General features: G+C 41.3%; 23 protein-coding genes. 5 read left to right on the top strand and 18 right to left on the bottom strand.

Annotated elements, in window-relative coordinates; genetic code table 11:
- Positions 1 to 2 precede the first annotated feature (2 nt).
- The 16 genes from QE404_RS11060 to QE404_RS11135 all read right to left on the bottom strand — a co-directional run bounded on the left by QE404_RS11060 (position 3) and on the right by QE404_RS11135 (position 15,997).
- Complete coding sequence (locus QE404_RS11060) at positions 3 to 728, bottom strand: SDR family NAD(P)-dependent oxidoreductase (RefSeq protein ID WP_307450439.1); 726 nt, start codon at positions 726 to 728, stop codon at positions 3 to 5.
- Positions 725 to 2,047, bottom strand: a complete 1,323-nt coding sequence (locus QE404_RS11065) for an FAD-binding oxidoreductase (protein ID WP_307450441.1) — start codon at positions 2,045 to 2,047, stop codon at positions 725 to 727. The genes QE404_RS11060 and QE404_RS11065 overlap by 4 nt, the downstream gene beginning before the upstream one ends.
- Positions 2,044 to 2,931, bottom strand: a complete 888-nt coding sequence (locus QE404_RS11070; protein WP_307450443.1) for a decaprenyl-phosphate phosphoribosyltransferase — start codon at positions 2,929 to 2,931, stop codon at positions 2,044 to 2,046. The genes QE404_RS11065 and QE404_RS11070 overlap by 4 nt, the downstream gene beginning before the upstream one ends.
- A 107-nt stretch (positions 2,932 to 3,038) precedes the next feature.
- Positions 3,039 to 3,728: an OmpA family protein gene (locus QE404_RS11075; RefSeq protein WP_307450445.1), complete on the bottom strand. Its 690-nt coding sequence runs from the start codon at positions 3,726 to 3,728 to the stop codon at positions 3,039 to 3,041.
- A 26-nt stretch (positions 3,729 to 3,754) separates the two neighbouring features.
- Positions 3,755 to 4,246 (bottom strand): lipocalin family protein, encoded by a 492-nt coding sequence (locus QE404_RS11080; protein WP_307450447.1) that lies wholly within the window; start codon positions 4,244 to 4,246, stop codon positions 3,755 to 3,757.
- A gap of 120 nt (positions 4,247 to 4,366) precedes the next feature.
- A complete protein-coding gene (locus QE404_RS11085; protein ID WP_307450449.1) occupies positions 4,367 to 6,049 on the bottom strand; it encodes a S8 family serine peptidase in 1,683 nt (560 codons plus the stop codon).
- A 1-nt stretch (position 6,050) separates the two neighbouring features.
- A complete protein-coding gene (locus QE404_RS11090; protein WP_307450451.1) occupies positions 6,051 to 6,668 on the bottom strand; it encodes a WbqC family protein in 618 nt (205 codons plus the stop codon).
- Positions 6,669 to 6,732: 64 nt separating this feature from the next.
- A complete protein-coding gene (gene lepB / locus QE404_RS11095) occupies positions 6,733 to 8,376 on the bottom strand; it encodes a signal peptidase I (RefSeq protein ID WP_307450453.1) in 1,644 nt (547 codons plus the stop codon).
- Between the two features lie 76 nt (positions 8,377 to 8,452).
- Positions 8,453 to 9,154, bottom strand: a complete 702-nt coding sequence (gene dapB / locus QE404_RS11100) for a 4-hydroxy-tetrahydrodipicolinate reductase (RefSeq protein ID WP_307453896.1) — start codon at positions 9,152 to 9,154, stop codon at positions 8,453 to 8,455.
- 41 nt (positions 9,155 to 9,195) lie between these two features.
- Positions 9,196 to 9,837, bottom strand: a complete 642-nt coding sequence (locus tag QE404_RS11105; RefSeq protein ID WP_307450454.1) for a DUF5683 domain-containing protein — start codon at positions 9,835 to 9,837, stop codon at positions 9,196 to 9,198.
- A complete protein-coding gene (locus tag QE404_RS11110; protein ID WP_307450456.1) occupies positions 9,838 to 10,731 on the bottom strand; it encodes a ParB/RepB/Spo0J family partition protein in 894 nt (297 codons plus the stop codon).
- Between the two features lie 39 nt (positions 10,732 to 10,770).
- Positions 10,771 to 11,544: a ParA family protein gene (locus QE404_RS11115; protein WP_307450459.1), complete on the bottom strand. Its 774-nt coding sequence runs from the start codon at positions 11,542 to 11,544 to the stop codon at positions 10,771 to 10,773.
- Between the two features lie 162 nt (positions 11,545 to 11,706).
- Positions 11,707 to 12,540 (bottom strand): energy transducer TonB, encoded by an 834-nt coding sequence (locus QE404_RS11120; RefSeq protein ID WP_307450460.1) that lies wholly within the window; start codon positions 12,538 to 12,540, stop codon positions 11,707 to 11,709.
- 280 nt (positions 12,541 to 12,820) lie between these two features.
- Positions 12,821 to 14,107 (bottom strand): adenylosuccinate synthase, encoded by a 1,287-nt coding sequence (locus QE404_RS11125; protein ID WP_307450462.1) that lies wholly within the window; start codon positions 14,105 to 14,107, stop codon positions 12,821 to 12,823.
- Positions 14,108 to 14,400: 293 nt separating this feature from the next.
- Positions 14,401 to 15,741, bottom strand: coding sequence for an ATP-binding cassette domain-containing protein (locus tag QE404_RS11130; RefSeq protein ID WP_307450464.1), 1,341 nt, complete (start codon positions 15,739 to 15,741; stop codon positions 14,401 to 14,403).
- Positions 15,719 to 15,997, bottom strand: coding sequence for an ATP-binding cassette domain-containing protein (locus QE404_RS11135; RefSeq protein ID WP_307450466.1), 279 nt, complete (start codon positions 15,995 to 15,997; stop codon positions 15,719 to 15,721). The genes QE404_RS11130 and QE404_RS11135 overlap by 23 nt, the downstream gene beginning before the upstream one ends.
- A gap of 231 nt (positions 15,998 to 16,228) precedes the next feature.
- On the opposite strand from QE404_RS11135, the gene QE404_RS11140 reads away from it, so the two are divergent.
- The 5 genes from QE404_RS11140 to QE404_RS11160 all read left to right on the top strand — a co-directional run bounded on the left by QE404_RS11140 (position 16,229) and on the right by QE404_RS11160 (position 20,525).
- Entirely contained in the window at positions 16,229 to 16,783 is a 555-nt protein-coding gene (locus QE404_RS11140; RefSeq protein ID WP_307450467.1) for a phosphoribosyltransferase, read from the top strand.
- Positions 16,784 to 16,907: 124 nt separating this feature from the next.
- Positions 16,908 to 17,486, top strand: a complete 579-nt coding sequence (locus tag QE404_RS11145) for an adenylate kinase (RefSeq protein ID WP_307450469.1) — start codon at positions 16,908 to 16,910, stop codon at positions 17,484 to 17,486.
- Between the two features lie 83 nt (positions 17,487 to 17,569).
- On the top strand, positions 17,570 to 18,553 hold the full coding sequence (obgE, locus tag QE404_RS11150) for a GTPase ObgE (protein ID WP_307450472.1): 984 nt from the start codon (positions 17,570 to 17,572) through the stop codon (positions 18,551 to 18,553).
- A 133-nt stretch (positions 18,554 to 18,686) separates the two neighbouring features.
- The gene (locus QE404_RS11155) at positions 18,687 to 19,175 is read left to right on the top strand and encodes a DUF6438 domain-containing protein (protein ID WP_307450474.1); all 489 of its coding nucleotides are present in this window, start codon (positions 18,687 to 18,689) and stop codon (positions 19,173 to 19,175) included.
- 81 nt (positions 19,176 to 19,256) lie between these two features.
- Positions 19,257 to 20,525 (top strand): DEAD/DEAH box helicase, encoded by a 1,269-nt coding sequence (locus tag QE404_RS11160; protein WP_307450475.1) that lies wholly within the window; start codon positions 19,257 to 19,259, stop codon positions 20,523 to 20,525.
- Between the two features lie 54 nt (positions 20,526 to 20,579).
- Here the strand turns inward: QE404_RS11160 and QE404_RS11165 are convergent, their stop codons facing one another.
- Both QE404_RS11165 and QE404_RS11170 read right to left on the bottom strand, forming a co-directional pair.
- Positions 20,580 to 21,341 carry a TatD family hydrolase gene (locus QE404_RS11165; RefSeq protein WP_307450477.1) on the bottom strand — a complete coding sequence of 254 codons (762 nt, stop codon included), beginning with the start codon at positions 21,339 to 21,341 and terminating at the stop codon, positions 20,580 to 20,582.
- 4 nt (positions 21,342 to 21,345) lie between these two features.
- Complete coding sequence (locus QE404_RS11170; RefSeq protein WP_307450479.1) at positions 21,346 to 21,873, bottom strand: DUF4269 domain-containing protein; 528 nt, start codon at positions 21,871 to 21,873, stop codon at positions 21,346 to 21,348.
- Positions 21,874 to 21,895: the final 22 nt, after the last annotated feature.

Genomic DNA, 21,895 nt, shown 5'->3' on the forward strand with positions numbered 1-21,895 from the left:
ATTTATAGTTTTAGTTTTTTGAATATGAATTCAGGAATATTCCTGATGATCAACATGATGATGGCCCATACCGGCAAAACGTACGCAATATTCTTTCTGTTTTTATAGGCTTTGAAAATATGTGCCGCCGCCTGTTTAGGGGTTGCGGTGAGGGCAGGATTCAGAGACATGCCTTCCGTCATTTTTGTTGCCATAAACCCGGGCTTAACCGTCATCACATGGACCTTCTTTTCAAAAAGATAATTCCTGAGCCCGCTCAGGTAAGCACTGAATGCGGCTTTTGCACTGCCATAGATAAAGTTGCTCTGTCTGCCACGGTCTCCGGCTACTGAAGAAAGCCCGATGATGGTCCCGGACCTCCGGCTTTCAAACTTCTGTGCAAAGTAATTGATGACCGGAACAAGACGGGAATAGTTGATGTTAATGATCTTTTCAGTATTCCTGTTGTCATACAATCCTTCTTCAGAGCCTTCACCCAGGTATCCCGCGGCACAGAACAGCAGTTGGGAATGAATGGCATCGAACCTATTGTAATCAATCTCCTTCATCAGGTCCAGCTCAATGACTTCAGACTGCTGAAGAAACTTCACATCAATATGCCTGGCAAACCGCTGCGTTGTTTCCCTGCTAGAGGTCAGAAGATAAATTTTTTCGAATTTTTCACCTTCCTGAAGGGCTTTTTCCACAAAAGCCTGTGCTACCTCGGATGTACTTCCCAGAACTATCATGATGATTGGTTGTTTATGATTCTTTTGTGCTGAAGAGACACAAATTTAGGATTATGAATATTTTTAAGATATCCGGTAAGGGATGAGCGGCTCATACTGTCTTTGGTGAGGTAAATCCTGCCTCCGAATTCCTGTACGATGTCATCCAGCTTTTCCACCAGTTTCTTAAGTTTTGAATTGACTTTAAAATCAAGTGCAAGCGTATAGCCTTCCAGCGGAAAAGAGTTGTAAGCCTGCGGATTATTTTTCCCGAAGAGTTTCAGTACTGCCAGAAAGGATCCGTTTCCGCTATTGGCAATGGTTTCAAGGATCTTCTTCATTCCCTCTCTTCCATTTTCTTTCGGAATGACCATCTGATACTGGATAAATCCTGACTTCCCGTAAATACGGTTCCAATTATGGATTGCATCCAAAGGATAAAAAAACGTCTCATAATCGATAAAGTTCTTCAGTTCCTTTTTAGACTGTTTTTTATAGTACAGCAGATTAAAGATCTTAACCGTAAGGGAATTCAATACAAATCCCGGAAAGTAAAACGGGACAGAAGGCTCGAATTTTTTCTTAAGCCGTAAAGGATTTCCAAGAAGGTTCTGCGGCAGTTCATGCTGAAAGGCATGCTCTCCGCGCATTAGGATACTTCTGCCGATATTGGGTCCTTTCTGCAGACAATCGATCCAGGCTACCGTATACGTCCAGCTTTCACTTTCTTCAAAAAGGCGGAATATCTCATCCAGGTTTTCAGCTTTGATGCTTTCCTGGCGGATATATGCGGTTTCTATATTTTTAAGTTTAAACTTTGCTGTCAGAATGATGCCTGTAAGTCCCATTCCGCCAATCGTTGCCCAAAATTTATCCTGATTCTCCTCTCTTGAACAGGTAATTATGGTACCGGTTTCCGTCATAAGCTGAAATTCTATGACATATTCTGAGAAACACCCTTCGGCATGATGGTTCTTGCCATGAACATCGGAGGCAATAGCACCACCTACCGTTACAAATTTGGTTCCGGGTGTCACATACAGGAAATAGCCCTGCGGAACAGCAATCTCGAGCACCTCGGAAAGCAATATTCCGGATTCACACTCGATGATTCCGTTCAGCCGGTCAAAACTGATGAATTTATTGAGTTTTTGGGTTGAAAAAATATGCTCACCCAATGAAGCGTCCCCGTAACATCTGCCGTTTCCCCTTGCGATCACTTCATTATGGCCAAGTATAAATTCCTTTATTTTACTAAAGCTGTCTTCAGATTTCATTTCCTTCTCCACTACCGGAAAATTGCCCCAGTTGGTGACTTTCTGTATAAAATTCGGCTTCATTTTTTAAAGTAGATTTGAATTAAAAATGCAGCAACCCACAGCAATAAGGTTACCTGAATGTACCGGTCCCTGTAAACAATTTTGGTTGGCGATTCAGTCCTGTTGTAAACCAGAGTCTGCTGAAGATACCGCAGAAAAGCAAAAACCACAAAGATGACCGTATAAAATACCCTCTCATGAAACCGCATCTGGACTTCCGGTGATAAGGTAAACATGAGATAACATACGATAGCCAGGGTGATGGAAATAGAAAGGGTGATATCTGCAAACTGAACATTATATCCGTCGAGGGCTCTCCGTGTCTTGCCGGAAACCTGAGCGTTGATCAGTTCTCCTCTTCTTTTTCCTATCGCCAGTACCAATGCGAGTACAAAGGTGAGCAGTATAGCCCATTGTGAAGTCTTGATCCCGGTAATGTATCCGCCTGACAGCACTCGGAGCACGAAGCCTACCGCTATGATGGAGATGTCTACAATTGCCACATGCTTCAGCCTGAAGGTGTAGGCAATATTCATAACAAAATAAAAACCTATAATTACTGTAAACTTCCATAGGTTCTGATGGAAATACATCTGAGCAATAAATATGGCCATACTGTTAAGTACCAGCAAGCCAATCAGAATCGCAACAGCCTGTTTTTTCGATATGGCACCGCTTGCCAGCGGACGCCTTCTTTTCTCAGGGTGTTTCCGGTCTGCTTCAATATCATTATAATCATTAAGGATATAAACCACACTGGCCGTAAGTGAAAAAATAACGAATGCAACAATACTTTTGGCAAGAAGATCAATATTGGTAATATTGCCTGAAAAAAATAGGGGAACAAAAACAAACAGGTTCTTCACCCATTGCTCCATCCGGAGCAGCTTTACATATTTCTTCATTTATGTGGTTTCAGATACAAAAATAAGGATTTAAATAAATTTTCTGTATAAAAATACAAAAAAAACCGCCGAAGCGGTTATTTGGAAAATATTTATATGTGAATTAATTACTGTCCTTGTTGGGCGTCATTAATCATTTTCTCATTTGCTGTAATGGCAAATTCAACTCTTCTGTTTTTAGCTCTTCCTGCCTCAGTATCATTGCTGGCTACAGGCATGCTTTCACCCTCACCTTTAGCAAATAACCTGGATGAAGAAATCCCTTTGCCCATCAGATATGATTTTACAGAATTCGCTCTCCTTTCAGAAAGGCTCATGTTATAGCTATCTGAACCTTTGCTGTCGGTATGTCCGTAGATATTGATATTGGTATCAGGATTATTGATCAAAACCTGAGCCAGCTTATCCAGATTGGTTTTTGCTGCTTCAGTAAGATCTGAAGAGTCAAAAGCAAAATTTACGATGCTCTCGCTTAAAGTAATTTTAATACCGTCTCCTACTCTTTCTACCTCAGCCCCAGGTAAAGTTTCCTTAATTTCTTTAGCCTGCTTGTCCATTTTGGAACCGATTACATTACCGGCTACACCACCGATGATTCCTCCAAGTACAGCACCTAAAGCCGCATTTTTCCCTCTTCCTACATTATTCCCTAATACACCCCCGATAACTGCCCCTGAAGCTACGCCTACCGCAGTACCTCTTTGCTGGTGATTAGAATTCTGGATGGTCTCACAGCTTGTTAGCAATAATGCTGAAGACATGAAAAGTGCTCCGATATATGTTTTAGTTAATTTCATCTTTATAATTTTTATTATTACTCTTTTTATTTCATTCCTGTTCTCTGGAAATGATATACGACCCTTACACTGTTTCCGTCAAATGGAACATTCTGTTCCAATGAAAACTGATCTGTGCTTTGGTCAATAATATTCAGGGAATACCCTACTGTATTTTGTTTGGCTTTGGTTCCGGCAGCAATCTTTTTAAACATAAAAGTATTGCCTCCTTTGGATTCAAATTTTATGGGCTGTGTAACAGAAGGGCATGAACCGCCTCCTCTTAAGGTATAAGCTCCCGTATAATTATTTGGAATCAATCTCCAGTGGCTGCCTACGAAGCACTGGATATCTGCTCCTTCATCAAAAGGCTTGATTTTATATTGTTTATCATAATCCACACTTACAATTTCCCAGTCTCCCTTCATATTTAAAAATTCAGCTCTCTGATTCTGAGAATTTGCAGCTCTGTTAACAGAGGAACAAGACACGGCAAAAAGTGATGTTCCCAATATTCCTGCAAGAAATAATTTTTTCATACTCTAGTTTATTATAGTTAATATACATTCACAAAAAACCGTGCCAAAATAATTTAACGAAATAAAAAAGTCCGGGTTTCCCCGGACTCTTATGTTGAAATTTCTAAAGCAGAATCAGAATTATTTTCTTACCGCCTTCCTGGCTGGTTTTGTTGCTTTTTTAGCAGATCCGGATTTACCGTTATAGAAATGTGTGTAAGCATATTCTGCAGCTTTCTCAAGGTCGATCACGCCTCCGGCCTGAGAATAGTCGTTAAACTGATTTACCGTACTAGGATTGCTTGATTTCACCAGGGCTTCAATGATCTGGTCAGGCTTCAGTTCAGGCATATAGGCCAGAAGAACTGCTGCTGCACCCGCAACTACAGGAGAAGCCATTGATGTTCCCTGAAGATATCTGTACTCATTCTTTGGGACCGTAGAATAAATCTGCTCTCCCGGCGCGAATACATTTACCATTTTTTTGTTATAATTAGAGAAGCTTGCGCGTAAAGCATCATTATTATTGGTACTTGCCCCTACAACCAAAACGTTGTTTACAAAAGGTTTTTCGTCTGTAGCATTTTTAAAATTAGTAGGATATGCAATATGTTCCGCCACATCTTCATTTTCGTTACCTGCTGCCTTTACTAAAAGGACTCCTTTATCCTGTGCATATTTAAATGCATCCCAAACGACATTTTTACCCGGAGAAAGTGGTTTTCCGAAACTCATGTTCAGCACTTTAGCGCCATTGTCCACGGCATACCTGATGGCATTCGCCACATCCTTATCTCTCTCGTCTCCGTTCGGCACTGTTCTTACAGACATGATCTTCGCTACTCTGGAGGCAACGCCATACTGTACTTCTTTCCCCTGAGGAAGCCCCGCGATAATACCTGCAACGTGAGTTCCATGCTCTGCATCCGGGCCTTCATAATGGTTGTTTCCGTATTTTCTTTCAGAGTAATCGTCATAATTATCTCCTACGATCTCTTTTCTTGGATCATAACTAAGATCGTATTGTTTGCTCTGAGGTTCATAATGATCAATAGCTTCTTTCATCTGTTCAGAGATCGATTTCTCAAATTCCGCAGATGACTTACCTTTAAAATCCGGGCTTTGGGCAACCTGCTTTAGAACATTCAATGCGATTGCATCTTTCTGATCGGTAGGAGCCGGTATAGCAGCTACGGTTTCAGGAGTTACCGCCTTACCATTCAGCAATTTCACCATATTAGGGATGAGCATATTGATCATCGTATACGTCTGAAGACTTTGCTTTGCTTCCATGCTTTTATCGGCAAAAAGCTCTTTAGCTTTCATGTACATCGCAAATTCTTCCGGCATTTTAGCCTGATTGGCTTTGTTTTTAGCAGAGTCATCACCTTCAAAAACAGGTTTGTATTTGGCAACCACTCTGGTTACTTCCATATTATCAACATCGATATCGCCGTTTTTTCCGCCGATGAAGTTCCATCCATGAACGTCATCAATGTATCCGTTGCCGTCATCATCTTTTCCGTTTCCGGGAACTTCATTAGGATTGGTCCAGATATTTTTCACCAGTCCCGGATGGTCAATTTGAACGCCACTATCTAAAACACCTACAATAACGGTTTTAGGTTTAAGACCTTTGGACTCTAAGAATTTGTATGCATTTTGGGTATTGATTCCATATACTTTTGTAGTAGCAAAATCTTTATGGTACCATGTCATCAGATCCTTGTCTTCATTAGGATCGAGTTTTTTTTCCTGTGCTTGCTGAGCAAAACCATAGCTGAAACCTGTAAGGAAAACAGCAGCCAACAAAATCTTTTTCATGTTAATAAGATTGTTTAATATTTTTAATATAAGTAACAGATTCGGGTCCTTTGTTACAGATCAGGTCTAAAATAGACAGATCTTCCAGAAACCCCAGTTTATCTGAAAACGTCTGATAATATTCTTCCATAGCAAAATCCGAGGGATTCTTCGCTGAAAAACGGTCCCTGAAATGTATTCCTTCCGGATTTTTGATGTATTCTTCATTCAAAATATATGCCTGATCTGTTTTCAGTATCTGTTGGATGATATGAAGGGCATTCAGGTTAAAACCAAGGAGTGAATTCCCCTGGTAGTCATATATTTCTTTTAGCCTGTTTTCGTAATACTCAAAGTAGGGCGAGCTCTGGTATGCCGTCTTAACGGACTTCCAGTGCAGGGACTTCCAGTCTTCAGAATCAGACATTTCAATATCCTTCAGTACTCTTTTCCCGTTATGCCTGATGGGAATGATTAAAGGCAGTTTCCCGTTAGCGCCATAGATATTGGCCCTATTCCTGTAGGTTTGTTTAGGAAAATGTTCATACTGTTCCAGCTCGATCTTATTCTCAGGATTTAAAAACACGGAGAACCACGAAATAGGCGGCAGGTAAAATACCGGTAATAATATATTCTTCATATGCATGATGCAAAAATGAAGTATTTCTTCAAATACTTCATTCTGTTATAATTTAATTAACTGATTAATCTTCTCCTGTATTTTTCTTTCTGAACAGTTTTACAAAGTATTCCCATCCGAAGAACAGGATCAGGATCATCGCTGCAATCCACCAGTAAGAGGCTTTATTGGATTCGCCGGTATTTGTTGCTTTGAACATCCTGTCCCAACGGATCTTAAACGGAGCCTGATAAGAGGAACTGTTATCTTTGAATGCTCCCTGTAAACTCATCCAGGTAAACATGGGTTTTCCTACAATATTTTCTTCCGGAACAAAACCAAAAAACCTGGCATCTAAGGAAGCATCCCTGTTATCTCCTATCATCATATAATAATCCTGTTTGATGGTATAGGTGGTTGCAGGCTGGCCATTGATAAAAATCTGGTTGCCTTTTTCTTCAAGATTATTATGTTCATATTCAGAAATAATCCAACGGTATTCAGGAAGGGTTTCTTTATTGATGGCTACCACATCTCCTTTTTTAGGAATTTTAAGGGGTCCATACCAGTCCTGGTTCCAAGGTTTATTAATCGGGAAGATAGACTGTGTGGTATCAATCTTCTTTTTAGCTTCATCTCTGTAGAATACAGCAGCAAGTCCTTTCTCCTGAATATCCTCTTTGATATCGATCACCTGCGGAAGAGCTTTGATGTCTGCTGCAACCTTGTCGGTAAGCCCCTGGAAACCGTAAATGAAACCTTTATCAGTCTGTTGTTCCTGAACCGGTAAAAAACCATAAATATTGTACAGGGAAGGAATATCCAGCTGGCTTCCTGTTGTTACTATATATCTGTGCTGCACCTCCTGATCGCCAAGCACTGTTTCCGGCTTGCCGTTCACAAACAGTCTTCCGCCTCTCATTTCAAAAGTATCACCAGCAACGGCAACACATCTTTTTACATACGGATCTTTCCTGTCTGTTGCCGTATGTACGGAATCCTGAGGATAGTTAAACACAACGATATCATTCTTTTGCGGTTTATTTAACTGGAATATTCTTTCATAAGGAAGTTTCACCGCATCTACATAAGATTTAGGGTCGTCTTTGGGATTTCCTGGCTGGCCTGTATCAAAAATAGTTCCCTGCAGGAAAGGTATTGCTACCGGACGCATCGGAAGCCTGTAGCCATAGCTCCATTTATTAACGAAAAGGAAATCCCCTACCAGCAACGTCCTTTCCATAGATCCTGTAGGAATCCCGAAAGGCTGGGTAACAAATACGTGGATGATGGTGGCAAAGACTACGGCAAAAGTAATTGATCCGATAAATGAATCTTTCTTTTTGGCATTTTTCTCCTCTTCAGTAAGAAACATATCATTCATGCTTTCATCTTCCAGCTCAGTGTCTTTGGAATAATTGACCACGGCCATATAGATAAACGGAAGGAATACCGTAAGCAGTTGTTGCTGTGTCAGGCTTTTTCCGAATTTCTTCATGAGATAAATATGGAAAACAGACATCATGATTGGTCCTACAATCGGAAGATAGGAAAGAAGAGCCCACCATTTCGGGTGTTTGGTTTCTTTCAGGATGATGAAGTAATTATAGAACGGGACAAATGCGAAAACCGGATTATAGCCCATTTTTTTGAACAGCTTCCATGTTGAAATCCCCATCAGCAGGGATAAAATAACAACATATACTGCATAAGTTAAAAAGTAATTCATAAATTTTGTGCCTGTCTGTTATAATTTGTGTTAGCAACTTTATATTAGTCCCCGGAATCAGGTGTTTGTTACAGGATTAAAGTCCTAAAACATCTTTCATTCCGAAATTTCCTTTTTTATCCCGGATCCACTCAGCAGCGATCACTGCTCCCAGAGCAAACCCATTTCTATTGAATGCTGTATGTTTGATTTCAATCTCATCCACTTCGCTCCTGTAAAACACACTGTGCGTTCCCGGAACCTCATCTTCCCTAATGGCAAAAATCCCCAACTGATTGTCCTGGGTTTCTTCCAGTTTCCAGGCATCGAATTTGGGATGATGCTGGATAATTCCTTCTGCAATGGATATAGCAGTACCACTGGGAGCGTCCTTTTTATGGATATGATGGATTTCTTCAAGCTGACAGGCGTATTCATCCCTGTTTTTCATCAGCCCGGCCAGTTTTTCATTAAGGGCAAAAAACAAATTGACACCAAGGCTGAAATTGGAACCATAAAGGAATGCGGTATCATTCTGAACGGCAAGGTCTTCTATCTCCTTTCTTTTTTCCAGCCACCCTGTAGTTCCGCAAACTACGGGAACTTTATTTTCCAGGCATGCTTTGATATTTTTGAAAGCGGCTTCCGGCAGCGAGAATTCAATCACCACATCAGGGTTGTTCAGGTTTTCAGCAGTTGGGGTTTCTTTTAACCGGGCTACGACTTCATGTCCTCTCTGTGTGGCAATCCCGTCTATGATTTTGCCCATTTTACCATATCCCACTAATGCTATTTTCATTGTCCTATTATTTTTAACAGGCCGTAATTATTACTACGGCCTTAAAATCTGTAACTTAAACTTATTCCTGTCTTTGGAGGATTTATCCCGTATTGATCCTGGATTACTGCCGGATTGAAGGTGAGGTCAGGATCATGGCGGCTTTCATATAAATGAGAATCTACCACAGCATCCACAATATTGAGAATGTAAATCAGCCCTGAAATCGCAATGGCATAATCCCGTTGTCTTTTTGCCCTGTCCTGTGCATTTCCCAAAGCCACCTTATCGAGCCAAGGATGTTCATCCACAAACTGATTAGGCGTACCATTCAGTTTTGCAATGTAATACTCCCTGTATTTGCGGTATTGCTTATCATTCCAGACTGCAATTCCTACCCCGGTTCCCACAGCACCCCATACAATAGGGATTTTCCAGTATTTTTTATTATAAAACTGGCCGAGTCCCGGCAGTACGGCAGAATACAGACCCGCTTTCGTAGGATTCAGTTTCACGGTCTTACCGGTAGGTCCGTTGGCATTTTCAAGGTCAGCCACTACAGCTGATTCTGTTTTTGTATTGTTTCTTTCAACCGATACACTGTCCTTCGGATGGTTTTCCACCCGGATCGTATCATTGGGCCTAACCTGGGCATAGCCGAAGGCAGACAGACAGAGAAAGAATATAAAGAGTGCTTTATTCATTTATTTGATATGGGACAGAATATAGTCCAGCTCTTCCTGATTTTTAAAGTCCAGGACTATTTTCCCTTTTTTACCGTTTCCGGCTGTTTTGATCTCCACTTTTACATCCAGAAGGTCGGCAATGGCTTTTTCAGCCCTTTTAAAGTGATTCGGCAATTCTGCCTTTGCCGCTTTCTTGGCAGCCGGTGACTTAGGATTCTTCAGTATGGCAGCAGCCTGTTCAGACTGGCGTACGTTTAAATGTTCTTTAATGATTTTTTCAAAAAGGATTTGCTGAAGCTCCTCATTGTCCAGACTGATGATCGCACGGCCATGTCCGGCAGAGATTTCTCCGCTTCTGATGGCGTTCTGAATATCCGGACTTAATCTTAAAAGCCTTATGGAATTGGTAATGGTGCTTCTGTCCTTGCCTACTCTCTGGCTAAGATTTTCCTGGGTGAGGCCGATCTCATCCATCAATCTCTGGTAGGTCAGGGCAATTTCTACAGCATCAAGGTCTTCCCTCTGAATATTTTCCACTAAAGCCATCTCAAGCAGCTCCTGATCGTTTACCAGACGGATGTATGCGGGAATTGTGGCAAGGCCTGCCATTTTACTGGCCCTGTACCTTCTTTCCCCGGATATGATTTCAAACTTTTCACCGTCCTTTCTCAGGGTAACTGGCTGGATCACGCCTAAATTTTTGATCGACTGTGCCAGTTCGTTCAATGCTTTCTCATCAAAATAGGTTCTTGGCTGAGTGGGATTCGGATAGATATCCTCAACAGCTACTTCTACAATATTCCCTACAAACTTATCGGCACCTTCATCGGTAGCTGAGTTGATCGTCGCTTTGGATTCGGCGCTAAGAATAGCACCCAGACCACGCCCCATCGCTCTTTTTTTGTCCTTCATAGTATATGTAAAGCGATAGCATGTGCTATCAGCTGTTTATTAATTCTTTACTAAATTTTCATTTTTCAGCAGTACTTCTTCTGCCAGCTGAATGTACTGAATGGCACCTTTGCTTTCTGCATCATAATTCAGGATGCTCTCTCCGAAACTCGGGGCTTCGCTCAGCCTTACGTTTCTGCTGATGATGGTTTCAAAAACCATTTCAGGGAAGTGGGCATTTACTTCTTCCACCACCTGGTTGGAAAGCCTTAATCTTCCGTCGTACATCGTAAGCAGCAAACCTTCAATATCCAGGTCTTTATTGTGGATTTTCTGAACGTTCTTAATGGTATTCAAAAGTTTACCCAGTCCTTCCAATGCAAAATACTCACACTGGATCGGAATGATTACGGAATCAGCCGCTGTAAGAGCATTAACGGTAATCAGACCTAAGCTCGGCGCACAGTCGATGATGATGTAGTCATAATCATCACGTACAGGCTGTAATGCTTTTTTAAGCATATATTCCCGGTCTTCTTTGTCTACCAGTTCAATCTCTGCTGCAACCAGGTCAATATGCGACGGAACGATGTCCAGGTTCGGAGTTGCGGTTCTTTTGATGCAGGTTCTGGTATCCACACTATGCTCCAGAAGGTTATAGGTTGAATACTGAACATCATCAACTCCCAGTCCGGAAGTTGCATTTGCCTGAGGATCAGCATCAATAATTAAAATTTTCTTTTCCAACACCCCTAATGCCGCAGCCAGATTAACAGCTGTGGTTGTCTTTCCGACTCCTCCTTTCTGATTAGCGATCCCTATGATTTTTGCCATTATTAGAACTTTAAGGTTCAAAAATACACTTTTTTCTTTGCTCCTCGTGAACGATGAAAACGAAAAATGAGTTAAAATATTGTTAACAAGCCTTTTAGCCCTAAAAAAAATTATCCACAAAAAAAATTCTTTGTGGATAAGTATCAAGATTGGTCTGGAGTGTTAATTTTCAAACTTCATGGAGATCGGGAATTTAAAATAGCTTCTTACCGCCTGGCCTTTTACTTTGGCCGGAATCCATTTTCCCTTGATGTTTTTGATGGTTCTTAATGCTTCACTGTTGAAATCTGCATTTTTACCGTCTGCTTTGATCGCAGAGATAGATCCGTCACGTTCCACGATGAATGTAATCATGGTCTTTACGACACCGTCTGATTCGATTCCTGAACCATCGAAGTTATTCAGTACTTTATTCCTGAAAGAATCTATGCCGCCAGGGAAACTGGCTTCCACATCAACCACAGTAGAAACCGCATTCGGGTCTACTTTTTCAGGAATGGGAGTGGTTACTGCCGGAATGGAAACAGGTCCTGTATTGATGGCCGGAGCCGGCGGTACATAGGTATTTGCCGGAGCAGTTTCACCTTCACTATTATTTCTGGTTCCTGCGACTGCCCCCTCAATTTTTTCAACCACTTTTTCTTTGGTCACCTGCGCTTTGGGGTCTGGTACGGTTTTATCAACGGTTTTAACTTTCTTTTGCTGTGCAGCCTGAGGTGTTGGTGTTATAGGCACAACAACATCTGGTATTTCCTTAATATTAAAAGGACCGACAGGACATACTGTAGTTATACTTTCTCCATCAGAACTTTTAAATGCATTAATAGCCAATGGTGTTAAAGAAATGGCAGCCAAAAGACCTGCTCCTGCAAAGAGAGCTTTAGTTAATATTCTGTCGGATTCATTTCTTAATACATATGCACCATATTCTTTGTTGCGGTGTTCAAAGAGCAGTTCATTAAAACGGAACTCTTCATTTTTAAACGGGTTTTTCATCACAATACATATTTTAGACGGGTTATACAAATTATCAACTTATCACAGGTCATTCAATAACACTATGACAGCATCAAAACATAAGCCAATATATTAATAAAAACATAACAAAACAATAGATAATCAATAATACTGAAAATTTAACTATGTGGTAAATAATATGAATATAAGCGGATATTGTAATTCGGGATAATTAAATCAGGTACCATGACAATGATAAATAAAAAAAGACTGCCTCACAGCAGTCTTTATACATATGATTAAAATATGGTATTCTGTATTAGAATAATTCTTTTCTGATGATGTTCTGGCTCCTTTCAGGGCCAACGGAAACTAAGTAAACATTAATTCCCAGATATTTTTCAATAAACTCAATGTATTTCTGAGCCGTATCCGGAAGCTCATCATAGCTTCGTACTTTCGTAATATCTTCATTCCAGCCTGGAAGATCCTGGTAAATTGGTTCGTAATTGTATAGTTTTTCAGTGGAAGAAGTAAAATAGTCTATGATTTTACCATCTTCTGTTTTGTAATGGGTAACAATCTTCAGGTTTTCAATTCCGGTAAGAACATCCAGTTTAGTGATCACCAGGTTATTGATTCCATTTATCATGCAGGCATGTTTCAGGGAAACCAGGTCTAACCATCCTGTTCTTCTCGGCCTTCCGGTTGTTGCCCCGAATTCGCCTCCGATCTGCCTGATGCTTTCCCCAAGCTCATTATCCAGTTCAGAAGGGAACGGACCATTTCCTACCCTTGTACAATAAGCTTTAGCAACCCCGATAAGGTTCTGAAGAGAAGTCGGTGGAACCCCTGCTCCCGTACATACTCCTCCGGTAGAAGGAGAAGATGACGTTACGTATGGATAAGTTCCGAAGTCGATGTCCAGCATCAGGGCCTGAGCTCCTTCAAACAGAACATTTTTACCTTCCTGGATCGCCTGGTTCAGCTCCAGTTCTGTATCTACGATCCTGTCCTGAAGCTGTTTTCCGATTTCCAGGAATTCATTGTAAATTTCTTCAACATCCAGAGCGGGCTTTCCGTAATATTTTTCAAACAGGGAATTTTTAACCTTCAGGTTTTTCTCTATTTTGTCTCTTAAAATTTCAGGGTTCAGAAGATCGATCATTCTGATGCCCACTCTCGCAATTTTATCTTCGTAGCAAGGTCCGATTCCTTTTTTGGTCGTCCCGATCTGCGTCCCTCCATGCTCTTCTTCACGGTAGGTATCCAGAAGAATATGGTATGGCATGATAACATGCGCTCTCCTGCTGATGAAAATGTGGTCTGTTTTCAGGCCTTTGCTTTCGATCTGATTTACCTCTTTAATGAAAGATTTAGGGTTCACCACTACTCCATTGGCAATGATGCATTTCCCTTTGCACTGAAGGACTCCGGACGGAAGAAGGTGCAACACAAATTTTTCATCGCCCACATATACTGTGTGACCTGCGTTGTCTCCACCCTGGAAGCGCACCACATAATCTGATTTGGCCGATAAAACATCTGTGATTTTTCCTTTCCCTTCATCTCCGTACTGAAGACCTACAACTACGTAAGTTGACATATTTTACTTTTATTTTAGATTCATGCAAAATTACTTTTAAAAAATTGTGTGGGCAAATTTGAGGGGGAATTTATTTTTGGGTGAAATGAAAATCATTATTCTGATAACTCCATGCTGTTAAATCAATTGTGGCCACCAATAGGAATTGGCATATTTAAATTTAAAAAGCAATGTTTAAAAAACATCTCTCCCTTACCAGGCGATTATTTTGATCATTCCATTGGAAATAGCATGTTAAACCTCACAGGTTTTTGAAACCTGTGAGGTTTAGATATTGCGGACATATACCCTTACTACTTCAATACAACCTCATGCCTCACTCCAATCTCCTTCACAAAAATCTCATCATGCGAAATCACCAGCAGTGTTCCCTGGTATTCTTTAATGGAATTCGTCAGGATGTCTACATTCTGAAGGTCTAAATTATTGGTAGGCTCATCGAGGATGATCATATCGGGTGCTTTCCTACTTACGGATAATGCGCACAGCAAAAGCCGCAGGCGTTCTCCCCCGCTCAGCACTCCACATCTTTTATCCCAGGTTTCCTTGCCGAACAGGAACCTCGACAGCAATGTTTTTATTTCGGATTCCTGCAAAGCAGTATCATTGAACTGTCGGGCAAAATCATAAACGGTTGCGGTTTTGTCAATCAGGGAGTATTCCTGGTCAACATATACCGTATTAAAATCTGACCTTGAAATTTTCCCGATGGATGGCTGTAGCTTTCCCAACAATAATCGGATGAGTGTGGTCTTTCCTGAACCGTTTGAGCCTTTAATCTGAATCCTGTCGCCGCTGCGGATCTCTATACTCAGGTTTTCTTTCCAAAGATTTTCCCGGTCATATGTATAATTAATTCCTTCTGCTGAAACCAGCAGTTTCCCTTCATGCAGGTCCGGATCATGGAAGCTGACTTTCATCTGTTCCACATTTTTCCTTCCAGAGCGGAGATCGCGCAGGTCTCCGGAAAGATCGCTGATTTTGTCTGCATGGATACTTTTCAGCCGGGAAGAATTTTTCTCCGCATTGTTACGCATCGTATTCATCATAATCCTGGCAACACCGGATTTCTCCTGTTTGCCTTTTGCCCTGTTATCAAGCTTTTGTTTCCTTTCCAGCGTTTCGCGTTCTTTTTCTTTGGCTTTCTTCAGAGCACGTTCTCTGGAGTGGATATCATTTTGCAACGCTTCCTCTTCAACTTCTTTTTGTGCCGCATAAAAATCATAATTCCCGCCATAGGCAGCAATCCCCTGATTACTCAGTTCAAAAACAGTGTCTGCCAGATTGAGCAAAGTACGGTCGTGGCTTACCATTACTACGGTTGCACTGGTTTTATCCAACCAGTTGTACAGGATATTCCGGGCTTCCGGGTCAAGGTGATTAGTCGGTTCATCGAGCAGGACAATATCGGGCTGGTGGATCTGTATTCCGGCCAGGAAAACTTTGGCCTTCTGACCACCACTGAGCCTTTTAAGTTTCAGATGGAGACTAATGGGGTCCATTTTCCAGTATTCCAATGCCTGTTTACAGCGTTCTTCAATATCCCAGTCATCGTTCAGGAGTTCAAAATAGAGCTCATTTATTTCACCTTCTGTAATTTTTTGAAGTGCATTAAGTTTTAAGTTTATGGTCAATTTTAAGGCATTCGGCCACTGTAAGATGATCAAAATTTCCGAACATCTGCGGAACATGGAAAAGCACTCCCTGGACATGTACACTTCCTTCCAGCGGAGCGAGTTCTCCGGACATCATTTTTAGCAAGGTAGATTTTCCCATACCATTATTGCCCACCAAAGCTGATTTAGAAGATGAAGGTATGGTTAAGTTGATGGAATCGAAAAGCAGATTTCCTGCCGGAAACCCAAAGGATATGTTATGTAGAAAAAACATGATTTCTTTCTTAATTAAAGTTGAACTTCAGCAGCCGTAATGCTGCTCCATAATTAAATCTGAAAGAAACGATATCCTACATGATTGATTTTTTGGGTTATGTATAAGACAAATATAGTGATTTTTTTCAGTATTGGCATGGGCTATGGGTTTTTACGATTACATCCTTCTTTCCCAAGTCATTAAAACTTTGATCAAAAATCCGTAACTTTGCCGCCTACTAAAATTTTTATGGAAAGTATTAAAGTTCACGACAAAACTTTTGTTCCTTATCTGGAAGATACCGAGATTCAGGAAATTGTAAAGGCAACAGCTTTAAAGATTTATGAAGATTATAAGGATGAAGTTCCTGTTTTCATAGGGGTTCTGAACGGAGTCATCATGTTTTTTTCAGACCTTCTGAAACATTATCCGGGACCATGTGAGATTGCATTTATTCAGATGAGTTCTTATGTGGGTACAGAGTCTACGGGCATCGTTTACCAGAAAATGGAATTGACGAAAGATGTAAAAGACCGCCACATCATCCTGGTAGAAGATATTGTGGACACAGGAAATACGGTGGAAAGCCTGTTTAAATATTTCAAGGAGACACAGCGCCCTAAATCTGTAAAGCTGGCTTCATTCCTATTGAAACCTGAAGTTTATAAGAAAGATTTCAAGCTGGATTACATCGGAAAAGAAATTCCGAACAAATTTGTTCTGGGTTACGGGCTGGATTATGATGAACTGGGAAGAAACCTGCCGAATCTGTACCAGTTGGAAGAAGGACAGATCAATCATTAAACAGTTACCGGCTGTTGACCCCTAAAAAGTAAATCGAAGAAAAGTAATATTAATTTAAAATGCTGAACAGCAAAAAGCAGCAAGTCAAAAGCCCGCTGCCTATTGCCAGAAGCGAAACAACATTATGATAAACATTGTTCTGTTCGGCCCTCCGGGAAGCGGTAAAGGAACCCAGGCACAAAACCTGATCGAGAAATTCAATCTGAAACAGATTTCAACAGGCGACCTTTTCAGATTCAATATGAAAAATGATACTGAGCTTGGAAAACTCGCAAAATCATATATTGACAAAGGTGAGCTGGTTCCGGATCAGGTTACCACGGATATGCTGATCGATGAGCTCAGAAAACCAACGGATACCAATGGATTTATTTTCGATGGATATCCAAGAACAGTTGCCCAGACAGAAGCTCTGGAAAAGATTGTTAAGGATGAGCTGAATGATGAGATTGATATTTGCCTCTCCCTGGTTGTGGAAGATAAGATTTTGGTTGAAAGATTACTGAAAAGAGGGGAAACCAGCGGAAGGTCAGACGACAGCAATGTAGAGATCATCCAAAACAGGATCAAAGAATATTATACCAAAACAGCGGAAGTAGCCGAGCTGTACAAACAGCAGGGGAAATATGTGGAAGTGAACGGCGTTGGTGATATCAACGAAATTTCCGAAAAGCTTTTTGCTGAAGTGGAAAAAGTAAAATAAGTAAAAGTTATGGGTGATGAGTTATAAGTTTTTTACAATTCATACCTCATGCTTCAGGACTCATAACTCATTAAGGATAAAAAATGTCAAATTTTGTAGATTACGTAAAGATTCATTGTAAAAGCGGCCACGGAGGCGCAGGTTCTGCCCATCTCCGCCGTGAAAAATACATTCCCAAGGGAGGACCGGACGGAGGTGACGGAGGCCGCGGAGGCCACATCATCATGAAGGGGAATGCCAATGAATGGACTTTACTTCCGCTCCGGTACACGCGTCACGTAAAAGCTGAACGCGGGGAAAACGGAGGAAAAAATCAGTTAACCGGCGCTTATGGCGCAGATGTATATATCGAGGTTCCTATCGGAACTATTGCCAAAAACGAAGACGGTGAGATCATCGGCGAAATCCTGGAAGACGGACAGGAAATCATCCTGATGGAAGGCGGAATGGGAGGAAAAGGAAATGAGCATTTCAAATCTTCCACCAACCAGACTCCACGGTACGCACAACCCGGTATGGAGGGACAGGAAGGATACGTGGTTTTCGAACTTAAAATTTTAGCGGATGTAGGCCTTGTAGGTTTTCCGAATGCCGGAAAATCCACGCTCCTTTCCGCAGTTTCTGCAGCTAAACCCAAGATCGCGGATTATGCATTTACGACCCTGACCCCTAACCTGGGCATTGTAGATTACAGAAATTATAAGTCTTTCGTCATGGCGGATATTCCCGGAATCATTGAAGGTGCTGCCGAAGGCAAAGGACTGGGACACCGTTTCCTGCGCCACATCGAAAGGAATTCAATCCTTTTATTCTTAATTCCGGCAGATTCCGAAGACCATTTTCAGGAGTTCAAAATCCTTGAGAATGAATTGAAAGAATACAACCCGGAACTTCTGGATAAGGATTTTATTGTTTCCGTATCCAAATCTGACCTTCTGGATGATGAGCTTAAAAAAGAAATCGCTGCGGAATTCCCGGAAAACAAACAGCCTTTGTTTTTTTCCGGTGTTACAGGTGAAGGCCTTGTAGAGCTGAAGGATGCCATCTGGAAGCAGCTGCATGGATAAAAGTCTGATAAGCAGTTAAATTTATATAACCCGGAGATTCGTCCGGGTTTTTTATTAAACCACTGTGGCATTATCACAGTCCTGTATTAGTTATTTGGAACATTTATTGAAGCAGATCATTCAAATTTAAATTATGAAATATCTGTTAAGCCTCTGTGCATTTGTACTTCTGTTTTCCTGCGGTTCACAAAAGACGACTTCAAAATATTCCACAATTGAGTATGAAGCAACACCATGTTTCGGATTCTGCCCGGTTTTCAAAATGACCATCAATGCGAACCGTACTGCGGTATTTGAAGCGGAACACTTTAATTTCAGCGACCGCCCTTCAAAAAATGACTTTTCCAAGCCGCGTGAAGGAACATTCAAAGGAACCATCAAGGAAGCTGACTATCATAAGTTGATTACTTTACTGGACGATCTGAACGTAAAATCCCTGAATGACAGGTACGGAAGCCACAATGTTACTGATTTACCCACTTCTTATCTGAGAGTCCGTTTTGCTGACGGAAGTTCCAAAAACATTGAAGATTACGGGAAAAGAGGCAGCGAAAAACTTTCTGAACTCTACACTTTTTTCGAAAATCTGAGAAAGAATCAGCAGTGGACCCGTGTGAAGTAATTCCATTTAAAAATATTAAGCTACCTTTGCAAAACCAATTCCTTCAAAATGAGGGAATTTTTTAATGATAAAACAATTCATTTGACTTTTACAGACTTACAACTCATAGAACCTATTGCTAAGGCAATTGAGGAACAAGGATACACCAACCCTACCCCTATTCAGGAAAGATCAATTCCTGAAATTCTTAAAGGAAGGGACTTTTTAGGGTGTGCCCAGACAGGGACAGGAAAAACAGCAGCATTTGCCATTCCTATCCTTCAGAATTTAACTCAGAGAAAAACTCCCGGAAAACATATTAAAGCGCTTATTCTTACCCCTACCAGGGAACTGGCTATACAGATTGAAGAAAATATACAGGCGTACGGAAAATACCTACCTTTGAAACACCTGGTTATTTTCGGTGGTGTAAAACAGGGAAACCAGGAAGCTGCCCTGAGAAAAGGAGTGGATATTTTGGTGGCAACGCCGGGAAGGCTGCTGGATTTTATTGCCCAGGGAATCATCAGCCTTAAGAATCTTGAAATTTTTGTATTGGATGAAGCGGACCGTATGCTCGATATGGGATTCGTACATGATGTGAAAAGGATCATCAAGCTGCTTCCGCAAAGAAGACAGACCTTGTTTTTCTCTGCTACCATGCCTGCAGAGATCCAGAAACTGGCAGGATCCATCTTAGATAATCCTGTGAAAGTAGAGGTAACGCCTGTCTCTTCCACAGCAGAAACCATTAAGCAATCGGTATATTTTGTTGAAAAGGAAAACAAGCTGAATCTCCTTACCCATATTTTAAAGAACGATATTTCAGATTCTGTACTGGTCTTTTCTAGGACCAAGCACGGTGCGGATAAAATTGCACGGAAGCTGCAGAAAGATAATATCACTACAGAAGCCATTCATGGGAACAAATCCCAGAATGCGCGCCAGAACGCCCTGAATAACTTTAAATCCGGTAAAACAAGGGTTCTGGTAGCCACGGATATTGCAGCCAGGGGAATTGATATCGATGAGCTTAAATATGTGGTTAATTTTGAGCTTTCTGATGTTTCGGAAACGTATGTTCACCGTATCGGAAGAACCGGGCGTGCAGGAGCAGAAGGAAGTTCTATTTCCTTCGTGGACGGGCTGGACCTGGTCAACCTTAAAAATACGGAAAAGCTGATTGGAAAAAAGATACCGGTAATTAAGGACCATCCTTTCCATACGGACGATCTTGTAGCACAGAAAAGGGACTCCAATAATAAGCCAATGGCAGCGGGAATGCAAAGGCCACCAAAGCCGGCGGTAAAGGATAAAGCTTCCGTAGGTTTTAAAAAGCCCAAGAATAAAAATTTCACGAGAAAAAAATAAACAATCAGCCTTCCGGATGGAAGGCTGATTGTTTATCTGAAGATCTATCTGTGATTAACCGAAGATTTTGACTGCATTCTCCGTCGTAATCCTGTCAATTTCCGAAAAGTCTTTTCCGTAAATATCCACCAGCTTACCGGCAATAAGATCCAGATAACTGCTTTCGTTTCTTTTACCCCTGTGCGGCACAGGAGCTAGATAAGGAGAATCCGTTTCAAGAACGATATTTTCTAAAGGGATTTCACGCAGGAACTGATCGATCTTACCATTCTTGAATGTGACCACTCCACCGATTCCAAGGATGAAATTGAGCTCTATGGCATGCTTTGCCTGCTCCAGCATTCCGGAAAAACAGTGGAAAATCCCACGCAGTTTCGGGTGCCTTTTTCTTTCCAGAACTGCAAACGTTTCATCAAAGCTTTCCCTGGTATGGATTACGATTGGAAGGTCTTTTTCTATAGCCCAGTCGATCTGTTTCTCAAAGGCCTTTATCTGGATGTCCAGCGTGGTTTTATCCCAATACAGGTCGATACCGATCTCACCCACAGCCGGAAAATTCCTGCTGTCCAGATAATTTTTAACCGTCTGCAATTCTTCCTCCCAGCTTTCAGGCTTAACATAGCAGGGATGCAATCCCATCATTGCATAAGCTTTTCCAGGATATTCCGCTTCCAGTTCCAGCATTTTGACATGAGATCCGGAATCTATTGCGGGCAGGTAAAACTTTGTAATTCCTTTGTCTACAGCCCTCTGAATAGCTTCTTTCCTGTCTTCATCGAATTCTTCTGCATATAAATGCGTATGTGTATCAATCATTTCTTTAAAATTTTAACAGGTCTTCGTAAGGATTTTCCAATTCCAGCAACAGCCCAAAAGCGGGTTCTGTTTTGATGCCCTGTTTCTTTAATTGTATTATTTCTTGTTTAAAACCGTCCCCCTTCTCTTCTAAAATACGGTACTCAGCAAGCATGTGAAGGTAAGCATTCTGCCGAATCGGCGGTATATCCTGTCCGAAAATCTCAACAGGAAAACCTTCCAGCATGCAATTTAAAACAATGGATCTCTCTCCGTTGATAACCATAGTCTCAACAGCTACTTCCACATATGGAGGGACAATCTTTTTCAACGCCAGCTCATCTAAAAAATCTTCTTCACAGGTAAGATCTACCTGACAGATAATATCCAGATCGCTTCCTTCTACATCGATCCCGATAGGAACGGTTCCGGCCAAAACAGGTGAGTACTCTTTTAATTTTTCAAAAATCCGGTGCCTGGTCAGCACTTCATATGCCCGTCTCTGAGTTTCATTTCCTTCCTTCAGGTAATCAAGGGTCGTAAAATCAATCATCACGTAAGCTTAAAATATTCCA

The sequence above is a fragment of the Chryseobacterium camelliae genome, from assembly GCF_030818575.1.
GTDB lineage: Bacteria > Bacteroidota > Bacteroidia > Flavobacteriales > Weeksellaceae > Chryseobacterium > Chryseobacterium camelliae_A.

Coding starts and splice junctions, on each gene's coding strand:
- QE404_RS11090 (WP_307450451.1), bottom strand. CDS start 6,668: ATGAAGAATATATTATTACCGGTATTTTACCTGCCGCCTATTTCGTGG.
- QE404_RS11075 (WP_307450445.1), bottom strand. CDS start 3,728: ATGAAATTAACTAAAACATATATCGGAGCACTTTTCATGTCTTCAGCA.
- QE404_RS11085 (WP_307450449.1), bottom strand. CDS start 6,049: ATGAAAAAGATTTTGTTGGCTGCTGTTTTCCTTACAGGTTTCAGCTAT.
- QE404_RS11060 (WP_307450439.1), bottom strand. CDS start 728: ATGATAGTTCTGGGAAGTACATCCGAGGTAGCACAGGCTTTTGTGGAA.
- lepB (WP_307450453.1), bottom strand. CDS start 8,376: ATGAATTACTTTTTAACTTATGCAGTATATGTTGTTATTTTATCCCTG.
- QE404_RS11065 (WP_307450441.1), bottom strand. CDS start 2,047: ATGAAGCCGAATTTTATACAGAAAGTCACCAACTGGGGCAATTTTCCG.
- QE404_RS11105 (WP_307450454.1), bottom strand. CDS start 9,837: ATGAATAAAGCACTCTTTATATTCTTTCTCTGTCTGTCTGCCTTCGGC.
- QE404_RS11070 (WP_307450443.1), bottom strand. CDS start 2,931: ATGAAGAAATATGTAAAGCTGCTCCGGATGGAGCAATGGGTGAAGAAC.
- QE404_RS11170 (WP_307450479.1), bottom strand. CDS start 21,873: ATGATTGATTTTACGACCCTTGATTACCTGAAGGAAGGAAATGAAACT.
- QE404_RS11115 (WP_307450459.1), bottom strand. CDS start 11,544: ATGGCAAAAATCATAGGGATCGCTAATCAGAAAGGAGGAGTCGGAAAG.
- QE404_RS11080 (WP_307450447.1), bottom strand. CDS start 4,246: ATGAAAAAATTATTTCTTGCAGGAATATTGGGAACATCACTTTTTGCC.
- obgE (WP_307450472.1), top strand. CDS start 17,570: ATGTCAAATTTTGTAGATTACGTAAAGATTCATTGTAAAAGCGGCCAC.
- QE404_RS11125 (WP_307450462.1), bottom strand. CDS start 14,107: ATGTCAACTTACGTAGTTGTAGGTCTTCAGTACGGAGATGAAGGGAAA.
- QE404_RS11120 (WP_307450460.1), bottom strand. CDS start 12,540: ATGAAAAACCCGTTTAAAAATGAAGAGTTCCGTTTTAATGAACTGCTC.
- QE404_RS11140 (WP_307450467.1), top strand. CDS start 16,229: ATGGAAAGTATTAAAGTTCACGACAAAACTTTTGTTCCTTATCTGGAA.
- QE404_RS11155 (WP_307450474.1), top strand. CDS start 18,687: ATGAAATATCTGTTAAGCCTCTGTGCATTTGTACTTCTGTTTTCCTGC.
- QE404_RS11145 (WP_307450469.1), top strand. CDS start 16,908: ATGATAAACATTGTTCTGTTCGGCCCTCCGGGAAGCGGTAAAGGAACC.
- QE404_RS11165 (WP_307450477.1), bottom strand. CDS start 21,341: ATGATTGATACACATACGCATTTATATGCAGAAGAATTCGATGAAGAC.
- QE404_RS11110 (WP_307450456.1), bottom strand. CDS start 10,731: ATGAAGGACAAAAAAAGAGCGATGGGGCGTGGTCTGGGTGCTATTCTT.
- QE404_RS11135 (WP_307450466.1), bottom strand. CDS start 15,997: ATGTTTTTTCTACATAACATATCCTTTGGGTTTCCGGCAGGAAATCTG.
- dapB (WP_307453896.1), bottom strand. CDS start 9,154: ATGAAAATAGCATTAGTGGGATATGGTAAAATGGGCAAAATCATAGAC.